The sequence below is a fragment of the Streptomyces zhihengii genome, assembly GCF_016919245.1.
GTDB classification, from domain to species: Bacteria; Actinomycetota; Actinomycetes; order Streptomycetales; family Streptomycetaceae; genus Streptomyces; species Streptomyces zhihengii.
On record NZ_JAFEJA010000001.1, the window covers coordinates 3,668,330 to 3,686,055 of the forward strand.

The 17,726-nt window shown below is 73.8% G+C and carries 17 protein-coding genes; 8 read left to right on the top strand and 9 right to left on the bottom strand.

Annotated elements, in window-relative coordinates; translation table 11 throughout:
• The first annotated feature begins 35 nt into the window (after positions 1–35).
• Positions 36–1,814, top strand: a complete 1,779-nt coding sequence (gene argS / locus JE024_RS15340) for an arginine--tRNA ligase (RefSeq protein WP_205374123.1) — start codon at positions 36–38, stop codon at positions 1,812–1,814.
• 85 nt (positions 1,815–1,899) lie between these two features.
• Here the strand turns inward: argS and JE024_RS15345 are convergent, their stop codons facing one another.
• Entirely contained in the window at positions 1,900–3,549 is a 1,650-nt protein-coding gene (locus tag JE024_RS15345; RefSeq protein WP_244882867.1) for a transcriptional regulator, read from the bottom strand.
• 350 nt (positions 3,550–3,899) lie between these two features.
• On the opposite strand from JE024_RS15345, the gene JE024_RS15350 reads away from it, so the two are divergent.
• Positions 3,900–4,673 (top strand): DUF4232 domain-containing protein, encoded by a 774-nt coding sequence (locus JE024_RS15350; protein WP_244882869.1) that lies wholly within the window; start codon positions 3,900–3,902, stop codon positions 4,671–4,673.
• Between the two features lie 147 nt (positions 4,674–4,820).
• Here JE024_RS15350 and JE024_RS15355 read toward each other — a convergent pair whose 3' ends face one another.
• Positions 4,821–5,093 (bottom strand): DUF1876 domain-containing protein, encoded by a 273-nt coding sequence (locus JE024_RS15355; protein WP_205374125.1) that lies wholly within the window; start codon positions 5,091–5,093, stop codon positions 4,821–4,823.
• A gap of 264 nt (positions 5,094–5,357) precedes the next feature.
• Here JE024_RS15355 and JE024_RS15360 point away from each other — a divergent pair, with 264 nt between their 5' ends.
• Positions 5,358–6,245, top strand: coding sequence for a glycoside hydrolase family 19 protein (locus tag JE024_RS15360; RefSeq protein WP_205374126.1), 888 nt, complete (start codon positions 5,358–5,360; stop codon positions 6,243–6,245).
• Between the two features lie 96 nt (positions 6,246–6,341).
• Here the strand turns inward: JE024_RS15360 and JE024_RS15365 are convergent, their stop codons facing one another.
• Positions 6,342–6,617, bottom strand: a complete 276-nt coding sequence (locus JE024_RS15365) for a hypothetical protein (RefSeq protein ID WP_205374127.1) — start codon at positions 6,615–6,617, stop codon at positions 6,342–6,344.
• 161 nt (positions 6,618–6,778) lie between these two features.
• On the opposite strand from JE024_RS15365, the gene JE024_RS15370 reads away from it, so the two are divergent.
• Positions 6,779–9,562 (top strand): alpha/beta hydrolase family protein, encoded by a 2,784-nt coding sequence (locus JE024_RS15370; protein ID WP_205374128.1) that lies wholly within the window; start codon positions 6,779–6,781, stop codon positions 9,560–9,562.
• 28 nt (positions 9,563–9,590) lie between these two features.
• Here JE024_RS15370 and JE024_RS15375 read toward each other — a convergent pair whose 3' ends face one another.
• The gene (locus JE024_RS15375) at positions 9,591–9,995 is read right to left on the bottom strand and encodes an ATP-binding protein (RefSeq protein ID WP_205374129.1); all 405 of its coding nucleotides are present in this window, start codon (positions 9,993–9,995) and stop codon (positions 9,591–9,593) included.
• A 125-nt stretch (positions 9,996–10,120) separates the two neighbouring features.
• Between JE024_RS15375 and JE024_RS15380 the strand changes: the two genes are divergently transcribed.
• The 4 genes from JE024_RS15380 to JE024_RS15395 all read left to right on the top strand — a co-directional run bounded on the left by JE024_RS15380 (position 10,121) and on the right by JE024_RS15395 (position 13,011).
• Positions 10,121–10,945: a helix-turn-helix domain-containing protein gene (locus JE024_RS15380; RefSeq protein ID WP_244882871.1), complete on the top strand. Its 825-nt coding sequence runs from the start codon at positions 10,121–10,123 to the stop codon at positions 10,943–10,945.
• Entirely contained in the window at positions 10,942–11,154 is a 213-nt protein-coding gene (locus tag JE024_RS15385; RefSeq protein WP_205374130.1) for a DUF397 domain-containing protein, read from the top strand. Before JE024_RS15380 ends, JE024_RS15385 begins: the two co-directional genes overlap by 4 nt.
• Positions 11,155–11,268: 114 nt before the next feature.
• Positions 11,269–11,889: a dihydrofolate reductase family protein gene (locus JE024_RS15390; protein ID WP_205374131.1), complete on the top strand. Its 621-nt coding sequence runs from the start codon at positions 11,269–11,271 to the stop codon at positions 11,887–11,889.
• A 678-nt stretch (positions 11,890–12,567) separates the two neighbouring features.
• Positions 12,568–13,011 (top strand): hypothetical protein, encoded by a 444-nt coding sequence (locus tag JE024_RS15395; RefSeq protein ID WP_244882872.1) that lies wholly within the window; start codon positions 12,568–12,570, stop codon positions 13,009–13,011.
• A gap of 34 nt (positions 13,012–13,045) precedes the next feature.
• On the opposite strand, the gene JE024_RS15400 is transcribed toward JE024_RS15395, so the two are convergent.
• From JE024_RS15400 to JE024_RS15420, 5 genes are all read right to left on the bottom strand, one after another.
• Positions 13,046–13,459: a hypothetical protein gene (locus JE024_RS15400; protein ID WP_205374133.1), complete on the bottom strand. Its 414-nt coding sequence runs from the start codon at positions 13,457–13,459 to the stop codon at positions 13,046–13,048.
• 115 nt (positions 13,460–13,574) lie between these two features.
• Positions 13,575–14,162, bottom strand: a complete 588-nt coding sequence (locus tag JE024_RS15405) for a phospholipase D-like domain-containing protein (RefSeq protein WP_244882874.1) — start codon at positions 14,160–14,162, stop codon at positions 13,575–13,577.
• 92 nt (positions 14,163–14,254) lie between these two features.
• Positions 14,255–15,355, bottom strand: a complete 1,101-nt coding sequence (locus JE024_RS15410; RefSeq protein ID WP_205374134.1) for a contact-dependent growth inhibition system immunity protein — start codon at positions 15,353–15,355, stop codon at positions 14,255–14,257.
• Positions 15,356–15,384: 29 nt separating this feature from the next.
• Positions 15,385–16,386 carry a porphobilinogen synthase gene (hemB, locus tag JE024_RS15415; RefSeq protein WP_205374135.1) on the bottom strand — a complete coding sequence of 334 codons (1,002 nt, stop codon included), beginning with the start codon at positions 16,384–16,386 and terminating at the stop codon, positions 15,385–15,387.
• Positions 16,387–16,455: 69 nt separating this feature from the next.
• Entirely contained in the window at positions 16,456–17,301 is an 846-nt protein-coding gene (locus tag JE024_RS15420) for an aminoglycoside phosphotransferase family protein (protein ID WP_205374136.1), read from the bottom strand.
• Positions 17,302–17,726 lie beyond the last annotated feature (425 nt).

Genomic DNA, 17,726 nt, shown 5'->3' on the forward strand with positions numbered 1-17,726 from the left:
TCGGCGACTCCCCATCCCAACCGGAACGGAAGCTCATGGCCTCGGTCCCTTCCCTCGCCTCGAACGTGCAGCAGCGCCTCGCGGACGCCCTGACGGCAGCACTGCCGGAAGCAGGCTCCGCCGACCCGCTGCTGCGACGTAGCGACCGGGCCGACTTCCAGGCCAACGGGATCCTCGCGCTCGCGAAGAAGCTCAAGGGGAACCCGCGCGAGCTGGCCGGCCAGGTCGTCGACGCGATCGGCGCGAACGACCTCCTGAAGGAGATCGAGGTCTCCGGCCCCGGCTTCCTCAACATCACGGTCACCGACCGGGCCATCACCGAGACCCTCGCCGCCCGCGCCGCGGACGCCCGCCTCGGTGTGCCGCTCGCCGCCGAGCCCGGCACCACGGTGATCGACTACGCGCAGCCGAACGTGGCCAAGGAGATGCACGTCGGCCATCTGCGGTCCGCCGTCATCGGTGACGCGATGGTGCAGATCCTGGAGTTCGCGGGCGAGCAGGTGGTGCGCCGGCACCACATCGGCGACTGGGGCACCCAGTTCGGCATGCTCATCCAGTACCTGATCGAGCACCCCCACGAGCTGGACCACAAGAGCGACGAGGCGGCTGCGGAGGTCTCCGGCGAGGAGGCCATGTCCAACCTCAACCGGCTCTACAAGGCCTCCCGGGCGCTCTTCGACTCCGACGAGGAGTTCAAGGCCCGCGCCCGTGACCGGGTGGTGGCCCTCCAGGCCGGCGAGGAGCAGACCCTCGCGCTGTGGCAGCGGTTCGTCGACGAGTCGAAGATCTACTTCTACTCGGTCTTCGAGAAGCTCGACATGGAGGTCCGCGACCCCGACATCGTCGGCGAGTCCGGCTACAACGACATGCTCGACGAGACCTGCCGCCTGCTGGAGGAGTCGGGCGTCGCCGTCCGCTCCGAGGGCGCGCTGTGCGTCTTCTTCGACGACGTGAAGGGCCCCGACGGCAACCCGGTCCCGCTCATCGTCAGGAAGTCCAACGGCGGCTACGGCTACGCGGCCACCGACCTGTCCGCCATCCGCGACCGGGTGCAGAACCTCGGCGCCTCCACCCTGCTGTACGTGGTGGACGCCCGGCAGTCGCTTCACTTCAAGATGGTCTTCGAGACCGCCCGGCGGGCCGGCTGGCTGAACGACAAGGTCAAGGCCCACCAGCTCGCCTTCGGCACGGTCCTCGGCAAGGACGGCAAGCCGTTCAAGACCCGTGAGGGCGAGACGGTCCGGCTGGTCGACCTGCTCGACGAGGCGATCGACCGGGCGACGGCCGTGGTCGCGGAGAAGGCCGGGAAGGTCGGCCTGAGCGAGCAGGAGATCGCCGAGAACGGCCGGTACGTGGGCATCGGCGCGGTCAAGTACGCCGACCTGTCGACGTCCGCGGTGCGCGACTACAAGTTCGACCTGGACCAGATGGTCTCGCTCAACGGCGACACCTCGGTCTACCTCCAGTACGCGTACGCCCGTATCCAGTCGATCAAGCGGAGGGCCGGCGAGCGCCGGCCGGCCGCCCACCCCGAGCTCGGGCTGGCCCCGGCGGAGCGGGCGCTGGGCCTGCACCTGGACCAGTTCGGCGAGGTGCTCGGCGAGGTCGCCACGTCGTACGAGCCGCACAAGCTGGCCGCGTACCTCTACCAGCTCGCGTCGCACCTGACGACGTTCTACGACCAGTGCCACGTGCTGAGCGACGACAACGCGCCCGAGGTCGTGGAGAACCGGCTCTTCCTCGTCGACCTGACCGGCCGCACCCTGCACCAGGGCATGGCGCTGCTCGGCATCCGTACGCCCGAGCGGCTCTGACACCCGCACCGACGCGCGAAGGGCGCGGCCCGGACCCCTCACCGGGGGTCCGGGCCGCGCCCTTCGCCGTGCACCGCGCGGGCGCTCACTCCTCGCGGAGTTTCCAGATCCCGCCCAGGTCGGGCCGGTACTCGTGCAGGGGGCGCCCGGCGAGCGCGCTCGTCCGGAACGGCCGGCCCTCGTCGTCGATCCGCAGGGTGCCGCGCCGGTCGCCGCTGCTCCAGTCGACCTCCACGTACCAGCGCACGTCGTGCGACGCGGTGTGCAGGCGCAGGTTGAACACCTGCGGGTCGTTCGACGCCACCTTGTACGGGAAGTCCGTGGCGGGCACGGTGATGTCGCCCTGCTGCCCCGCCACCGGCCGCAGCACGGGACGCGGCTTGTCGAGGTCGACGTCGAAGGTCTGGGGTGTGATCCCGCTGCCGCAGCCCTCGCCCATCGAGTACGCGTTCCAGGCGAGCGGTTCGGTGCGGCCGGTGATCCGCACGTGGACGGCGGTGACGACGACCGAGTCCTGGGTCTTCCCCGTCGCGGTGAGCTGGAGCCGCAGGTCGCCGGCGTCCACCCCGTCGAGGGCGCGCGCCCAGCTCCGGTAGTCCTGGGGCGGGGGCGGCGGCGGGATCTCCTCGGGCGAGCGGCCCATCAGGTAGTACTGGCCGCAGGGCGAGTCCCAGTTGTACGAGCTGATGCCGACCCGCAGCGGGACGCCGGTCGTCGCGGGCGCGCCGTTGCCCGCAGGCGACGAGACCGGCGGGGACGGCGCGGACGTGCCGGGCGAAGGCCCGGCCGAGGGCGTCCCGGACGGTGACACGGACGCCGAGGCCGACGGGGCGGGCCCCGATCCGGACGTCCTGCTCGCCGGGGCGGTGGGGGCGTCACCGGCCGCGCGGTCGCCGGAGGTGCCCGTGTGGCTCGCGAGGACGGCGGCCGGGACGGCGAGGGCGACCACGGCGGCGGCCGCGAGGGCGACGACGAGACGCTTGCGGCGCGCGGACGGGGCCGCCCGGTCCGGTCCGGTGACCGCGTCTCCGCCCACCTCGCCGGCCCGCCCGGCACCCGGCCCGGCGACCTCGTCCACGGTCCCGCCGGCCCGCCCGCCCTCGACCCTGGCCTCGCGGTCGGGAACCTGCGCCCCCGGAGCGACGGGCTCCGGGGGCGTTCGGGCGTCGTCGGGCTCCGGGGCGGCGCCGGCATCGTCGCGCACGGGGGCGGTGGGAGCGCCATCGGCCTCCGGGGCCGCGGAAGCGGAGTCGCGCACCGGGGCGCCGCGGGTGCCATCGGCCTCCGGGGCAGCCCCCGGGGCGGAACCGGAACCCGAACCCGAACCGGAAGCGGATCCCGAGCCGAGCCCGGGGCCGGACCCGGGCCCCGGCCCCGGCCCGGCAGCAGAAGCGGATCCGGTGCCTGGTCCGGAACCGGCGCCGGGGGCCGGCTCCGGCCCGCCCCCCGCCTCGCCGGCGGCCCGCGCCGCCTCCCGTCCCCGGCGGCGGGCCTCGTCCGCGAGGATCCACCGCCGGTGGAGCGCCAGCAGCTCCTCCCGCTCGGCTCCGCACAGCCGGGCCAGCCGCTCCACCACCGCGAACTCCGCCGGGACGGCATCGCCGTTGCAGTAGCGGTGCAGCGTCGAGGTGCTGACGTGCAGCCTGCCCGCGAGCACCCCGTAGCTGTGCCCCGAGCGTTCCTTCAGCCGCCGCAGCATCGCCGCGAACTCCTCGGCCTCCGGCGTCGTCGCCACCTGCCACTCCCCCTCGTCACGCTGTCCCGGCTGTCCCCGCGTCCCGGAACGGCGTTCCAGGCAGCGGCTTTTCGCGCAGCTCAGCGTACTCGCGACCGTTCCACCGTCCCTCATGGTCCGTGGCGCGTTGCGGCCGGAACCCGACGCCCCGCACGCTGTTGATCACACCGCACAGCCCGACGGGACACCAGCCATGCGACCCAGCCTGCGCGACCTGTTCACCGACCTCACGGCCGTGCTCGTGGTGATCGCGTCGACCGCGGTCGTCACACATCTCCTGCGCGGTCCGTGACCACGGACCCGCCGTCCACGCTCCACCACCACCGCACCTGATCACGGGGAGAACCACCATGCGCATCCACCGCGTCCGCACCGCTTCCGCCGTCGCCGCCACCCTGCTCGCGGCGCTGTCCCTGACCGCCTGCCAGGGGGACGGGACGGCGGCCGGCGATTCCGCCCAGCCCGCGGCGAGCGCCTCGCCGAGCACCCCCGCGGACGGCTCGACCGAGAAGCCGGCGCCGTCCGGTTCCGGCTCCGACGCGCCGGACGCCTCCGGCGGCAACGGCGGCGGCACGGGCTCCGACGGGAACGGCGGGAGCGCGGGCTCCGGCGGCAAGGGCTCGGGCGGCGGTACGTCCACGGGCGGTACCACGGGCGGCTCCGGGACGACGGGCGGTTCCGGGGACGCGGGAGCATCCTCGACCGCCTGCACCGGCGCCAACACCAAGGTCGTCTACAGCCCGGTGTCGCGGCCCCTCAACCACGCGATCCTGACCGTCACCAACACCGGTTCCACGCGCTGCGACGCCTACTTCGCGCCCCTGCTGCGCTGGAGCGACGACCAGCAGTCGCCCACCGCGATCGTGCAGGAGAGCAAGCCGCAGGCGGTGGTCTCCGTCGAGCCCGGCGGCTCCGCCTACGCCGCGGTGATCCTGTCCTCCGCCGACGGAAGCGGAAGCCACGGCATGGAGCCGTCGACGCTGGAGGTGCTGTTCCAGCCGCGCAGCGACGAGGGTTCGACCGGCACGCCCGTCAGCCTGCGGCTGCCGTCGGGGACGTACGTCGACTCCTCGGCCCGGGTCACCTACTGGCAGGGCTCGATCGACGACGCCCTCAGCCACTGACCCCACCCGGTACCCGCACCGCGCGAGGCGCTCCCGGCCGGGCCGGGAGCGCCTCGCGCGCGGTGGTGGGCGGCCGCCGTCACCCTCGTCGACCCTGTTCGACGGCGGCCGCCCCGGAACGCCGCCGGGACCCGCTGCCCCGGCTCCTCACCGCAGGAGCTGGTGCGAGGGCCTTCCGGCGGCGTCGTCGATCTCTTCGTGTGCCTTCTGGAGCAGCTGGGACGCGAGGTCCATCAAGGCGCGTGCGCCCGCGATCTCCTCGCCGACCATGAGCTGCGGCTGGTCGGAGCGGTGGCGGTTGGCGTTGCCGTGGCCCCGGTACTCCGTACCGTCGCCGAGCCTCACCATGGCCGCCGCGCGCGTCCGGTCTCCGTCCTCGCGGAACTCCATCTCGATGTGCCATCCGACGAGTGTCTGCATACGGATCACCTCCGGCGTTACCCCTTCCAGGGTGCGCCGCGCGCGGGCTGATCGCGAGCGCATCGGATGCCGCGCCACTCCCGCCCGCGGCGGCTCCGGAGCGTGACCGTATCCCCCGGAAGAAGTTACCCACGGTTCTCATTGGTCTATACCTTGACTGGATCATGACATCGCGCTTGAGTACTGGAAGACACCCCCCACCGCGGCCCGCCCGGAGCCAACTGCGTTACCGGGCAGGGTCGTTGCACCCCTAGGAGTGATGGAGTGCTCAGAACCCGTCTCATGGCCCTGCTGACGGCGGTCCTCGTCGCCATGGGCCTCGCCGTCGCGCTGACGCCGACCGCGTCCGCCGCCTCGCCCTGCGACACGGCCCCCAACTGGCAGCAGGGCGCCTGGTACACGGCTGGCAACGTTGTCAGGTACAACGGCGCCTACTACATCGCGGAGCACGACAACCCGGGATACTCCCCGACGATCAGCACCTGGTACTGGGACCCGTACAACTGCGGCGGCGGGGGCAACCCCCAGCCGGGCGGCTTCGTCGTCAGCGAGGCCCAGTTCAACCAGATGTTCCCGGGCAGGAATTCCTTCTACACCTACAACGGCCTCACCGCGGCCCTGAGCGCCTACCCCGGCTTCGCCAAGACGGGCAGCGACACGGTCAGGAAGCAGGAGGCCGCGGCCTTCCTCGCCAACGTGAGCCACGAGACCGGCGGCCTGGTCCACATCGTGGAGCAGAACACCGCCAACTACCCGCACTACTGCGACTGGAGCCAGCCCTACGGCTGCCCGGCCGGCCAGGCCGCCTACTACGGCAAGGGCCCGATCCAGCTCAGCTGGAACTTCAACTACAAGGCGGCCGGTGACGCCCTCGGCATCGACCTGCTGAACAACCCCTGGCTCGTCCAGAACGACGCCGCCGTGGCCTGGAAGACCGGCCTCTGGTACTGGAACACCCAGTCCGGCCCCGGCTCGATGACCGGCCACAACGCCATGGTGAACGGCGCGGGCTTCGGCCACACCATCCGCTCGATCAACGGCTCCCTGGAGTGCGACGGCCGCAACCCGGCCCAGGTCCAGAGCCGCGTCACCAAGTACCAGCAGTTCGCCCAGATCCTGGGCGTGCCCACCGGCGCCAACCTCTACTGCTGACGCACCCCTGCGCACGACCGCGGGCCCCGGGCACCCCTCGCCCGGGGCCCGCTCCCCTGCCCGGCCCTCGTCCCACCGGGCCGCGTCCACGATCCCTCACCCCGGCCCTGACGCGGCGCCGATGACGACGAGGACGTCCCCGCGCCGCAGTGCCCGCGGGTCCGCACCCGCCAGTTCCACGCGTGCCGCGTGCGGCGGAGTCAGCGCGTCCCAGAAGACGCCGGGGTACTTCTCGATTCTTCGCAGCACGAAGCCGCGGTCCGCGCGCCCCCCGCTATCCGGGCGCAGCCGGTCACCGGCGGTCACAACGCCGCCGATGCACCGCACGACCAGCGCACCGCCGCCCGGGTCGCCGCGCTCGAGCGCGTCCACCTGCAGCCTCCCCTGCTCCGGCACGTTCCCTCCCCTCTCCTTCACCCGCCCACGATCCCCCACCCCGCGCAGGCAACCCCCGCCCGCCCCTCCCCGTCTCCGAGGCCGAGAGCGCGTTCGACCTGAAACAAACGCGCCCGCAACGGGGTTGAGGAGGAACCTTGATACGTGGCCGAAAAGCCTGGGCCACCGCGACAGCGGTGCTCACGGTGATGGCGGCGGCGCCCGCGGTGGCACACGCCGCACCGGCAGCGCCCGACACACGTACCGCGACATCGGCGCAGGGGAGCGCCGACGGGCTGCCGCCCGGGTGGCGGATCACCGGCGAGGGCGGGGCGAGCCACCTGGAGTGGCGCTCGCCGCGGCCCGTCCCGCACGGGGACGCCCGCGTCGAGTTCCGCGCGAACGGCGCACTGCTCGGCGTGCCCGAGCCCCAGGACGACAACCGGACCTTCCGGCTCCCCCTCGACGGGGTGAGCGCCGCCGACCTGGACGGGCTCCGGGTCGAGGCGGCCGGCCGCCGGCTCGACGCCGCCGCCGGCACCGGGAAGCACCGGGCGGTCAAGCCCGCCGTCGTGCGGCTGCCGCCCGTCCAGCCCGCCGGAGCCGTCGACCCCGGCACGAAGGGCCCGTACGCGACGACCACCGGCGAGTACGACCTGCCGTCCGTCAGGCTCCCGGGCATGCCCGAGCCCGTCGAGATGCGCGGCCTGGTCGTCGCGCCGAAGGACGCGACCGGCGAGCGGCCCGTCGCCCTCTTCCTGCACGGCCGCCACGCCACCTGCTACGTCCCCGGCAAGGGCGGCGACGAGGTGACCATCGACTGGCCCTGCGCCAAGGGCGCGCAGCCCATCCCCAGCCACAAGGGGTACCTCCGGGACCAGCAACTGCTCGCCTCCCAGGGGTACGTCACCGTCTCGATCTCCGCCAACGGCATCAACGGGCAGGACGCGGCGGTCGAGGACGCCGGCGCCCAGGCCCGCTCCTCGCTGGTCCGCGGCCACCTCGCCCGCTGGGCCGACTGGGCCGCCGACCCCGCCTCCGCGCCCGCCGCCCTGCGCAAGACCCCGAAGCCGGACCTGTCCCGGGTGCTCCTCGTCGGGCACTCGCGCGGCGGCGAGGGCGTCAACCGCGCGGCCATGGACAGCCTGTACCCGCCGCCGCCCGCCCAGGACGGCGCGCCCGGCGACGCCCGCTGGACGATCCGCGGCACCGTCCTCATCGGTCCCACGATCTTCGGCCAGAACCCGGTCGCCGACGTCCCCTCGCTCACCGTCCTGCCGGGCTGCGACGGCGACGTCTCCGACCTCCAGGGCCAGGTCTACGCCGACGGCACCCGGGGGGTGAGCCGGGGCAAGGCCCTGCACAGCTCGGTCTACATGGTCGGCGCCAACCACAACTACTTCAACAGCGAGTGGACGCCCGGCCAAGCCGCGGCCCCCGCCGACGACGACTTCTGGCACGACCCCCAGGCCCCGGACCCGCTCTGTTCGCCCGGCCGGGCCGGCCGTCTCACCGCCGACCAGCAGCACCGGGCCGGCGCCACCTACATCGCCGCCGCGGCACGGCTGTTCGTCGACGGCGACGACCACGTGCGCGAACTCCTCGACGGCACCGGGCGCCGCGCACCCTCCGCCGACCCGGCCAGGGTGCTGACCCACGCGGTCGGCGGCGACCGGTCCGCCGGCTTCCTGCCGGACGACCCGCTGAAGGTCTCCGGCGCCCGCCTCTGCGACGCCGTCGCCCCCGGCGGCTCCGCCTGCCTCGGCGAGGGCGTCGTCGGGACCTCGCCGCACTTCGCCTACTGGCGCCCGGAGCACGAGGCCGGCCGCCGCGCGATCGCCCTCGCCTGGACGGCCCCGGGCACGCCCGCCCGCGTGACGCCCGAGAAGCCGCTCTCCGCCAAGGGCGCGACGTCCCTCGCCCTGCGCATCGCCGTCCCGCCGAACAGCCGGGGCACCCAGTTCGACGTCGCCGTGAAGGACGCGTCGGGCAAGCGCGCGAACCTGGGACGGGTCCGCGTCGACGGCCTGCCCGGCACCGACCGCACCTCCTCGTACTGGGCCCAGGAGGTCCGCGTACCGCTGACCGCGGCGAACGCCGCGAAGCTCGACCTCGCCCAGGTCGCCTCCCTGGAGCTGGTCCCCGTCTCGCGTTCCGGCAAGGCCTGGCTGATCGACGCCTGGGCCTGGCAGCCGGGCACGCCCGCGGTCGAGGCCGCGCCGCTCACCCGCGTGGACCTCGGCCGGCTCACCGTCGAGGAGGGCGACTCCGGCAGCCGCACCTACACGGTGCCCGTCCGCACCACCGGCGAGAACACGGGCACGGTGCGCCTCTACGTGATCGACCCGGAGACGGGCACCACGACCGACCGCCTGGTCCAGGTCGGTCCCGGCACGGCGGGCATCGACGTCCGGGTCACCGTCACCGGCAACACGCGCTACGGCTGGGGCACCGCGCACGACGTCCTGGTCAAGGCCGTCCGGGGCACGGTCGTCGGCGCCGACTCCGGCGGCGTCACGGCCACCGAGGACGACCCCATGCCGAAGGTGAGCCTCCGGCCCGTCGCCGCCGACGTCACCGAGGGCAAGCCGCTGACCTGGCGGATCTCCCTCTCCGAGCCCGCCGACGTCGAGATCCCGGTCGTGGCCGAGCTGACGGCAGTCCCCGACGGCCGCGCCGAGCTCTCCTCGGCCGACGTCGACCAGGACTGGCTGCGCATGCTCGTGGAAGAGATCCCGAACCCGGCCGTCCCGCTCTCCGAACTGGACTACCGCACCCTGTGGACCACGGTCCCGGCCGGTGACACCACCACGGAACTGACCGTCCCGACCGTCCGCGACCGGCTGCGTGAGCCCGTCGAGTACGTCCGCCTCCAGCTCGTCGACGACGAGGGCAGCCCGACCGGGCAGCCCTTCGAAGGCCGCGTCCGCAACGTGTCGTAGGCCTTCCGGGGCCTACGCGCCCACGGCCTCACGGCCTCCGGGTGAAGGAGCACCACACCACCTTGCCCGGCTCGCGCTCGCCGACACCCCAGGTGTCGGCGAGCGCGCCGACGATCAGCAGCCCACGCCCCGACTCCTCGCCGGAGCCGGGTCCGCCGGGAATCGCCGGCCGTCCGTCCCCGCTGTCGTGCACCTCGACACGGAGACGGCGGCCGGCGTCCTCGTTCACCAGCCGCACCAGATAGCCGCGTCCGGGCGGGACCCCGTGCACGAGCGCGTTGGCCGCCAACTCGTCCGCGCACAGCAGCACGTCGTCCACCCGGTCCCCGTCCCAGCCCCATCCGCGCACCACCTCCCGGACGAACTCCCGCACCTCCCGCACCGAACGCCGTTCCCGCCGCCAGAACCGCTCGCGCACAACCTCGGCGCGCATCGTCGTATCCACGGCGCCGAGCCTCCCGGCCCACGCTCTCCCGCATCAGTGCGCCCGCCCGTACACCTCTTCTGTACGGGCCGCCCGGGCGTAACGCACACCCTGGTCAGGGGAGTTGTACGTGCATGAGCTCCGTGCGACGCCACCGGAAGAACGCCTCGGCCATGCGACTCCTCGGCCGCCAGCTCGCCCGCTTCCGCGAGACCGCCGGTCTCACCCAGCGCGACCTGGCCACCGAGCTCAACCTGGCCGAGGAGACCGTCGCCTCCATCGAACAGGGCCGCCGCCCCCTCAAGCCCGACCTCGCCGACCGCCTCGACGCCCGACTCGACACCAAGGGCGCGCTCCTGGTCGCGGTGGAGAACATGCCCGAGGTGGACCTGATCCCGGCGTGGGCGGAGGAGTTCCTCGACAGGGAGCAGGAGGCGCTGGCTCTCGCCTCGTACGAGAACCAGGTGGTCCCGGGGCTGCTGCAGACGGCCGACTACGCGCGGGCCGTCTTCGCGAGCCGCATTCCCGTGATGGACAAGGACGAGATCGAGGCACAGACCGAGCGTCGTCTGGTGCGCCGGCGCATTCTCCAGAGCACACCTCGGCGCAGCGTCAGCTTCGTCCTCTGGGAGGCGGTGCTGCACGTACCGTTGGGCGGTACGCACGTTCACCGGGCGCAGCTCGCGCATCTTCGCTCGCTCACCGAACTGCCCGGCCTCGCAATCCAGGTGATGCCGTTCACGCACACGACGCACCCGGCACTCGACGGGGCGTTCGTGCTCCTGGAGACTCCGGACCACCAGCACCTGGCCTACACGGAGACACAGCGCGGCAGCCACCTCATCCATGCACCGGACGAGGTCAGCATCCTGGCCCAGAGATATGCGATGCTGCGAACACTGGCCCTCGATCCTGACGACACCAGGGGCCTGCTGGATCGGCTGCTAGGAGAGACATGAGTGCCCGCCTGACCTGGTTCAAGTCGAGCTACAGCGGCAGCGATGGGGGCAACTGCCTCCAACTCGCCTACGAACGGCGCGCGTCGGGCCACAGCGACCGCCGGGGGGCCGAGCCCACCGTCCACATCCGCGACTCCAAGACCCCCACCGGTCCCGTCCTCACCCTCACCCCCACCGCCTGGGCCTCCTTCGTGGACCACCTGGTCTGAGCGGCCGGATCGCTCACCCGTACAGGCCCGCGCCCGACGCGCCCCCGCGGAACCCGGGCAGCCCCTGCGTTACTGGCCTCGGACGCATCGGACCGTCGGCAGAGGGAGCAAGCCATGACCGCAGACACCGGCCGCGTGATCGGCACCATCACCGTCTCGGCCGACGGGTACACCGCCGGGCACCACCAGACCGAGGAGCGCCCCTTCGGTGACGACGGGGGCGACGGGTCGGGCGCCGTGCTCCACGCCTGGATGTTCGAGACCCCGGACGAGAACCGGGCCGAGATCGAGCGGTTCGGCGAGGCCCGGGCGTACATCATGGGGCGCAACATGTTCGGTCCCGTGCGCGGCGGCTGGGACCGGCCGTGGGACGGCTGGTGGGGCGACGAACCCCCCTTCCGCTCACCGGTGTTCGTCCTCACCCACCACGCCCGCGAGCCGCAGCCGATGGCCGGCGGCACGACCTTCCACTTCGTCACCGACGGCATCACCGCCGCCCTGGCCCGCGCCCGCGCATCGGCCGGGGACGGGGAGGTCGCCGTCGTCGGCGGCGCCACGACCCTGAACCAGTACCTCGCCGCCGGCCTGATCGACGAACTCCGCCTCGCCATCTCCCCGGTCACCCTCGGCAGCGGCACCCGCCTCTTCGAGGGCGTCCCGCCCCTGAAGCTGGAACAGCTCTCCTCCCGCGCGGCGAGCCTGGTCACGCACGTGACCTACCGCGTCCTGCGCTGACCGGTCGGGAGCACGCGCCGAGATGCACGCGCGGTGCCACGCTGCCCGCCGGGTCATGCCGCGCGTCTGATCACCGCCGGTCCGAGGCGTCGCCTCACGAGTTCCCATTCGACTCGCGTGGCTTGGAATCCCTGGCCGCGTGCGGCCTCCGCGGCACTCTTCGCCTCCGCGAGAGACAGGCACAGAGCGTCCCGGAATGCCTTCAAGACCTGCCCGGAGTTCCGAGCGTCGTTCCTGAGAAGCAGCACATACTCCCCGTGCTCCGCAACGAGCGCCGCCCGGACATCCGCAGGAGCAGGTCCCCAGTCACCGTCGCACGCGATCGTCCCGCAGCGGGCGCACGAGTAGTCGGCCTCCCAGCGGAGCCGGTTCGCCCGGATGAGCTGCACGACCCATCGCTCACTCTCAGCCCCGCATGTCCCGCATGCGCTCACGGTACGAACTGCCTGCTCGTCCATCCCTGCTCTCCCGCCCCGCGTCGATCTCAAGCCCACCGAACATCATTCGCACCCCCCGTCACTGTTCGGGGCAAGCCCGTTCGGCCTCCGCGTGGTGCGGGTATGCCCCGCCCTGCCGACCGCGCATCCGGGTTCGGCAGGGGGAACTTCACATGGGGGAAGCGTGCGTACTCGTGTCTCCGGCCTCGGCCTCGGTGCCGTCCGTGGTGACTATCCGCTCATGACGCCGGCGGTGGGCAGCACACTGCAGGTGCTGCGGGGGTTCCTGCTGTTGCTCTGGATCGCCATGGTCTTCCTCACGATCTTCACCCCGGACCAGGTCGGTCTCAACCTCCTCTGGACGACGCTGGTGGTGGTCGCGGTGTACGCCGTGAAGTTCGGCTGGCGCCTGCTGACCGCCCGGCTCGGCATGAACAGGTGCTACCTGCTGACGGACGGCGTGGCCGTCACCAACCGCTTCGGCCGCATACGCGACTCCGTGGCGTGGAGCGACGTCACCGGGGTCCAGCAGACGGCCGTCGTGGGCCTCGTCAGCGGCGCCCACCGCATGGAGATCTCCCGCAACCGGTCCCCCAAGCCCCTCTGGTTCGTGGCCCCGGGCGCGAAGGCGCCCCTGGTGGACGCATTCCTCGCCGAGGGCCGCCGCGCGGGCGCGCTCCCATAGGAGGGCCGGGGGCCACGGCATCGCGCGGATGCCCCTACAGCTCGGAGAACGGCCGCTCCGTACCCCAGTCGAACGCGTACGCCCGGTGCCGCGAGCAGTACGTGACCCGTCCGGCGCGGCCCTCCCGCCCCAGCTCCGTGAGCAGGAACTCCTCCATGACCAGGGCCGCGGCCTCCGGCAGGTAATCGGCCAGGGGATACGCGAGGGAGTCCACGACGACGGCCACGCCACCCGGACGGGCCTCGACCAGCTCCCTGCCGCACAGGCTGACGCCCAGGCACAGCCAGGCGAGGTCCTGCCAGTGGACACCGCCCTCCGGAGGCACGAGCCACACACCTCTGCCGACGACGACCCCGGCGGGCGGCCTGCTCGCCACGGGCCGCAACTCCGCCGACAGATCCGCCGCCAGACCACCGATCGGGCTCCTGAAGCGGAATCTGGTCTGCACGGGATCACCTCCGGTCGAACCCAACGACAGGGACGGCAGGTCTCCGGTCCGTGGAGATCCCCGAGGAGGTGAGCCTGCTGCCGGCCCAGCCGTCAGCACTCCCCCGCCCGGCTCGTCACCTGGTACGTGAACTCCGGGAGGCGCACCTTCGAGGACTCGCCCAGTCCGCCCGGGGCCACGGTCTCGCCCAGCCGGTGTGGGCGCGGGTGACGTCCATGCAGAACCAGGCACTCGCACCGTCGGCGGACACCGCGTACCGGGCGTGGTCCGCCGTCGCCTCGCCCGTCACCTCGGCGGACACCCCGAACTGCGGGGCGTCGCCGCTGCCGTGCTCCACGATCTCCTGCCGGACCTTGATGCCGTAGGCGCCGTCGAAGTCCTCGGGGGTGTCGGGTCCGTCGAGCGGGCCGCCGTGGGCGGAGCTGCCGTTCAGGGAGGCGGTGGCGCCCTCGACCGCCGAGGTCAGCTCGTCGTCGCTCCACCCGATGTCGTCCTGGGCCTTCAGCCCCTGGAAGCCGGTGACGATCCCCCCGGCGGCCATCGCGACCAGCAGGAGCCGTGCCACGACGAAGGAGGCGTTCGAGACGTCGGGGGCCGAGGGGTTGCGGGCGGTACGCCAGGCGCGGACGCGGTCCGCCTTGACGCACGCCATCAGCAGGAGCAGCCCCGCGAGGACGAACGTCGTCACTGCCATACCCGTCATGCCCGATCCTCCGCCTCGTCGCCGTACCGGCACCGCCCGCTCTTCGAACAGCGCACGACTCTAGACGCTGCGGCCGAAGCCGTGCGGCGCGGTCATCCGGCGGGGCCGACCGGACGTCCCGCCACGGCGTCCGCGACGCGTGCCGTCTCCGCGTGCCAGTGGGGGTGTTCGGCCCAGAACTCCGGTGGCTGCGCGGCCACCGCCGCGAGCAGGTCGTCCTCGAACCAGCCTCCGGCAGCCTGCCGCGGCAGCGAGGCGCGCAGGAGGTCGAGCGCGACGGGGACCAGGACCGCAGCACCCACGCGCTGGCCGAGGAGGCGGATCATGTCCCAGGTGCCGAGCGCTCCGACCGGGCGGCGGCGCAGCGCGTGGACGGCCTCGACCAGAGCGGTCACCGGCGGCCCGGGAGCCGGCCAGACGTCACCCTCCAGCTCCTCCAACGACCGCGCCGTGTCGATGCCGTGCGCGGGGAGCGGCGGTGGCGGGGCCGCCTCGGGACGCACGGCGCGATCGACGTTCCACCGCACGGGCAGGTCCGCGTCGCAGACGGCGCAGACGTAGTGGTCGTCCTTGACGACGCAGGTGGTGCCGCACTCCTCGCAGCGGCGGAAGACCGCCGCATGGGTGAAGTGTGCCGGGCGGGCGAGAGCGCAGGCGTCCAGGGCAGCCGCGACGCGGGGGAAGGACGCCGGCTCCGGGCAGTAGCCCGTCGAGAAGTTGGAGATCTCCTCGACCTCCCAGCCGCCGGAGTCCGGACGGAACAGGACCTCGCCCGCCCCGTGGACCGGGAGCCGCCCGGCGCAGGCGACATGCTCCGAACGCCGGGGGGCCAGGCGCAGCAGGCCGTCGGCGCCGACGGTGTACGTGAAGGGCTGCGCCAGGTCCGCCGCGGTCTGCTCCGCAGCCCAGCGCGCGAACTCCTCACGGGTGGCGACCGGGACGCCGCCGGGCGCGTCAGGGGCCGCGGCCGCGAGCTCGGGTGGTCCGATGTACGGGTACAGAAGCGGACCAGGCCCGGTGTCGCGAAGCGGGGGCGGCCCGGCATCCCGCAGCGGGTGCCGCCCGGCGTCGTCGCGCGGGCCGGGGCGCACGGCGTCGCGCGGGCCGGGGCGCACGGCGTCGCCGTGCGGGCCGGAGGCGGCGTCGCCGTGCGGCCCCGCCCCGGTGTCCGTCTCCCGACGCGCCCCGTCCACGCCCCCGGCCCCCGCCGCCCCCGGGCGGCTCAGTCCGTCGCGCCGATGCGGCGGGCGACCTCCGTCGCCCAGTACGTGAGGATCATGTTCGCGCCGGCGCGCTTGATGCCGAGCAGGGTCTCGGCGATGGCGGCCTCGCGGTTGATCCAGCCCTTCTCGGCGGCCGCCTCGACCATCGCGTACTCGCCGCTGATCTGGTACGCCGCGACCGGCACGTCGACCGACTCCGCGACCTTCGCCAGGATGTCGAGGTAGGGGCCCGCGGGCTTGACCATGACCATGTCGGCGCCCTCCTCCAGGTCCAGCGCCAGCTCCCGCAGCGACTCGCGGACGTTGGCCGGGTCCTGCTGGTAGGTCTTGCGGTCGCCGGTGAGCGAGGAGCCGACGGCCTCGCGGAAGGGGCCGTAGAAGGCGGAGGAGTACTTCGCGGTGTACGCGAGGATCGACACGTCCTCCTTGCCGATGGTGTCCAGGGCGTCGCGGACGACCCCGATCTGACCGTCCATCATGCCGCTGGGGCCCACCACATGGACGCCCGCGTCCGCCTGGACCTGCGCCATCTCGGCGTAGCGCTCCAGGGTGGCGTCGTTGTCGACCCGGCCGTCGGCCGTGAGGACGCCGCAGTGGCCGTGGTCGGTGTACTCGTCGAGGCACAGGTCGGACATGATGACGAGCTCGTCGCCGACCTCGGCCCGCACGTCGCGGATCGCGACCTGGAGGATGCCCTCCGGGTCGGTGCCGGCGGTGCCGAGCGCGTCCTTCTTGCCGTCCTCGGGCACGCCGAAGATCATGATCCCGGCGACGCCCGCCTCGCGGGCCTCGACGGCCGCCTTCCGCAGGGTGTCCCGGGTGTGCTGCACGACCCCGGGCATGGCCTGGATCGGCACGGGCTCGCCGATGCCCTCGCGCACGAAGGCGGGGAGGATCAGGTCGGCCGGGTGCAGCCGCGTCTCGGCGACCATGCGCCGCAGGGCGGGGGTGGTCCGGAGCCGCCGGGGGCGGGCACCGGGGAAGGATCCGTACGCAGTCATACGGGCCACGCTACGCCCGCCCCGCACGGGCGATTACCGACACCGCGTCGGCGGGCGGGGCCAGCCCGGTCAGCAGCCGTCGAGTGCGGCACGGAGGCGGCCGAGGCCCTCCGCCCGCCGGAGGTCCCGGTCGGGCATGCCGTCGTCCCGGCGCCACCGCCAGGCCGAGAACATCGCCCAGTTCAGGGCGCGGCACCGCCGCACCAGGGCCTGGTCGGCCCCCGGGTAGTACGGCGCCGCAGCCTCGGGCGCGTGGGCGAGGTCGAACTCGACGGGCCCCCGGCAGCAGGTGGCGAGGTCGACGAGGAGCGGACCGCAGCTCGTGGCGAGGAGGTTGCCCGGGTGGGGCTCGCCGTGCAGGAGCTGGTCGCCGCCTCTCCGGGCGTCGAGCAGCGCGGCGAGGCCGCCGAGCGTGCCGGCGAGCAGCCGCCGCTCGGCGACGGGCAGTTCGGGCGACCGGTCCCGGTCCTCGACCTCCCGGAGCGCCGCGGCGACACGGTCGGTGACATGGGGCGTCTCCAGGCCGGACGACGCTCCGGCCCGGCGCAGGGCGGTGTGGTGCCGGTGGAGCGCGTCCGCGTAGGCCGCGGGCGCGACCTCCGGCGCCACGGGCGGGTGGTACGTCCAGAGCGAGACCGCGAAACCGTCCCTACGGTGCACGCGGGCCTCGACCCGGGGGTCGAGCCCGGCCACCGGGGCGCCGGTGTCCGCGAGCCGGCGCGCGACCTCCACCTCGAACGCGGACTCGGCCGCGAGCCGCGCGGGCGCGACCCGGGCCAGCACCTCGCAGGGGACCAGGCGCAGCGCGACACGGTCCGAGTCGTGGACGACGATCACGTCGTCCACCGGGAGGCCCAGGCGCGCGGCGGTCGCCCGGCCCGCCTCGACCGCGCGGTGGAGTTCTGCCGGTTCCATGCGTCCTCCCTGGTCGCGCCCGTCGCCCCGGGGCGGCGCGCCTGTCCCGGCCCGGTACGCCCGGGCCCGCTCCGTGGCGCGCCGGCCCCGGTCCCCGGCCCGGTACGCCCGGGCCCGCTCCGGCTCCGCCGGGGGCGGCGGCAAGCATCGCAGGGCGGGCCCGCACGGGCCCCTGGTTTTCGTGCGCCGCCGCGCACGCACGGCCCGGGGAGCGCGCGGGCGCCTGGATGGGGGACACCCCCGGGACCGTCCGATCCCCCACGGCCCGGCACCCCGCCGGAACGGGCCCCGCCCCAGGTCCACCAGAGCCCCCGGGGCCCGGCGCAGCACCCGGCACTCCCAGCGCCCCGGGCCCCAGGCACCCGGCACCCCGCCGAAACGGGCCCCGGCCCCAGGCACCGCACTCCCAGCGCCCCCGGGCCCCC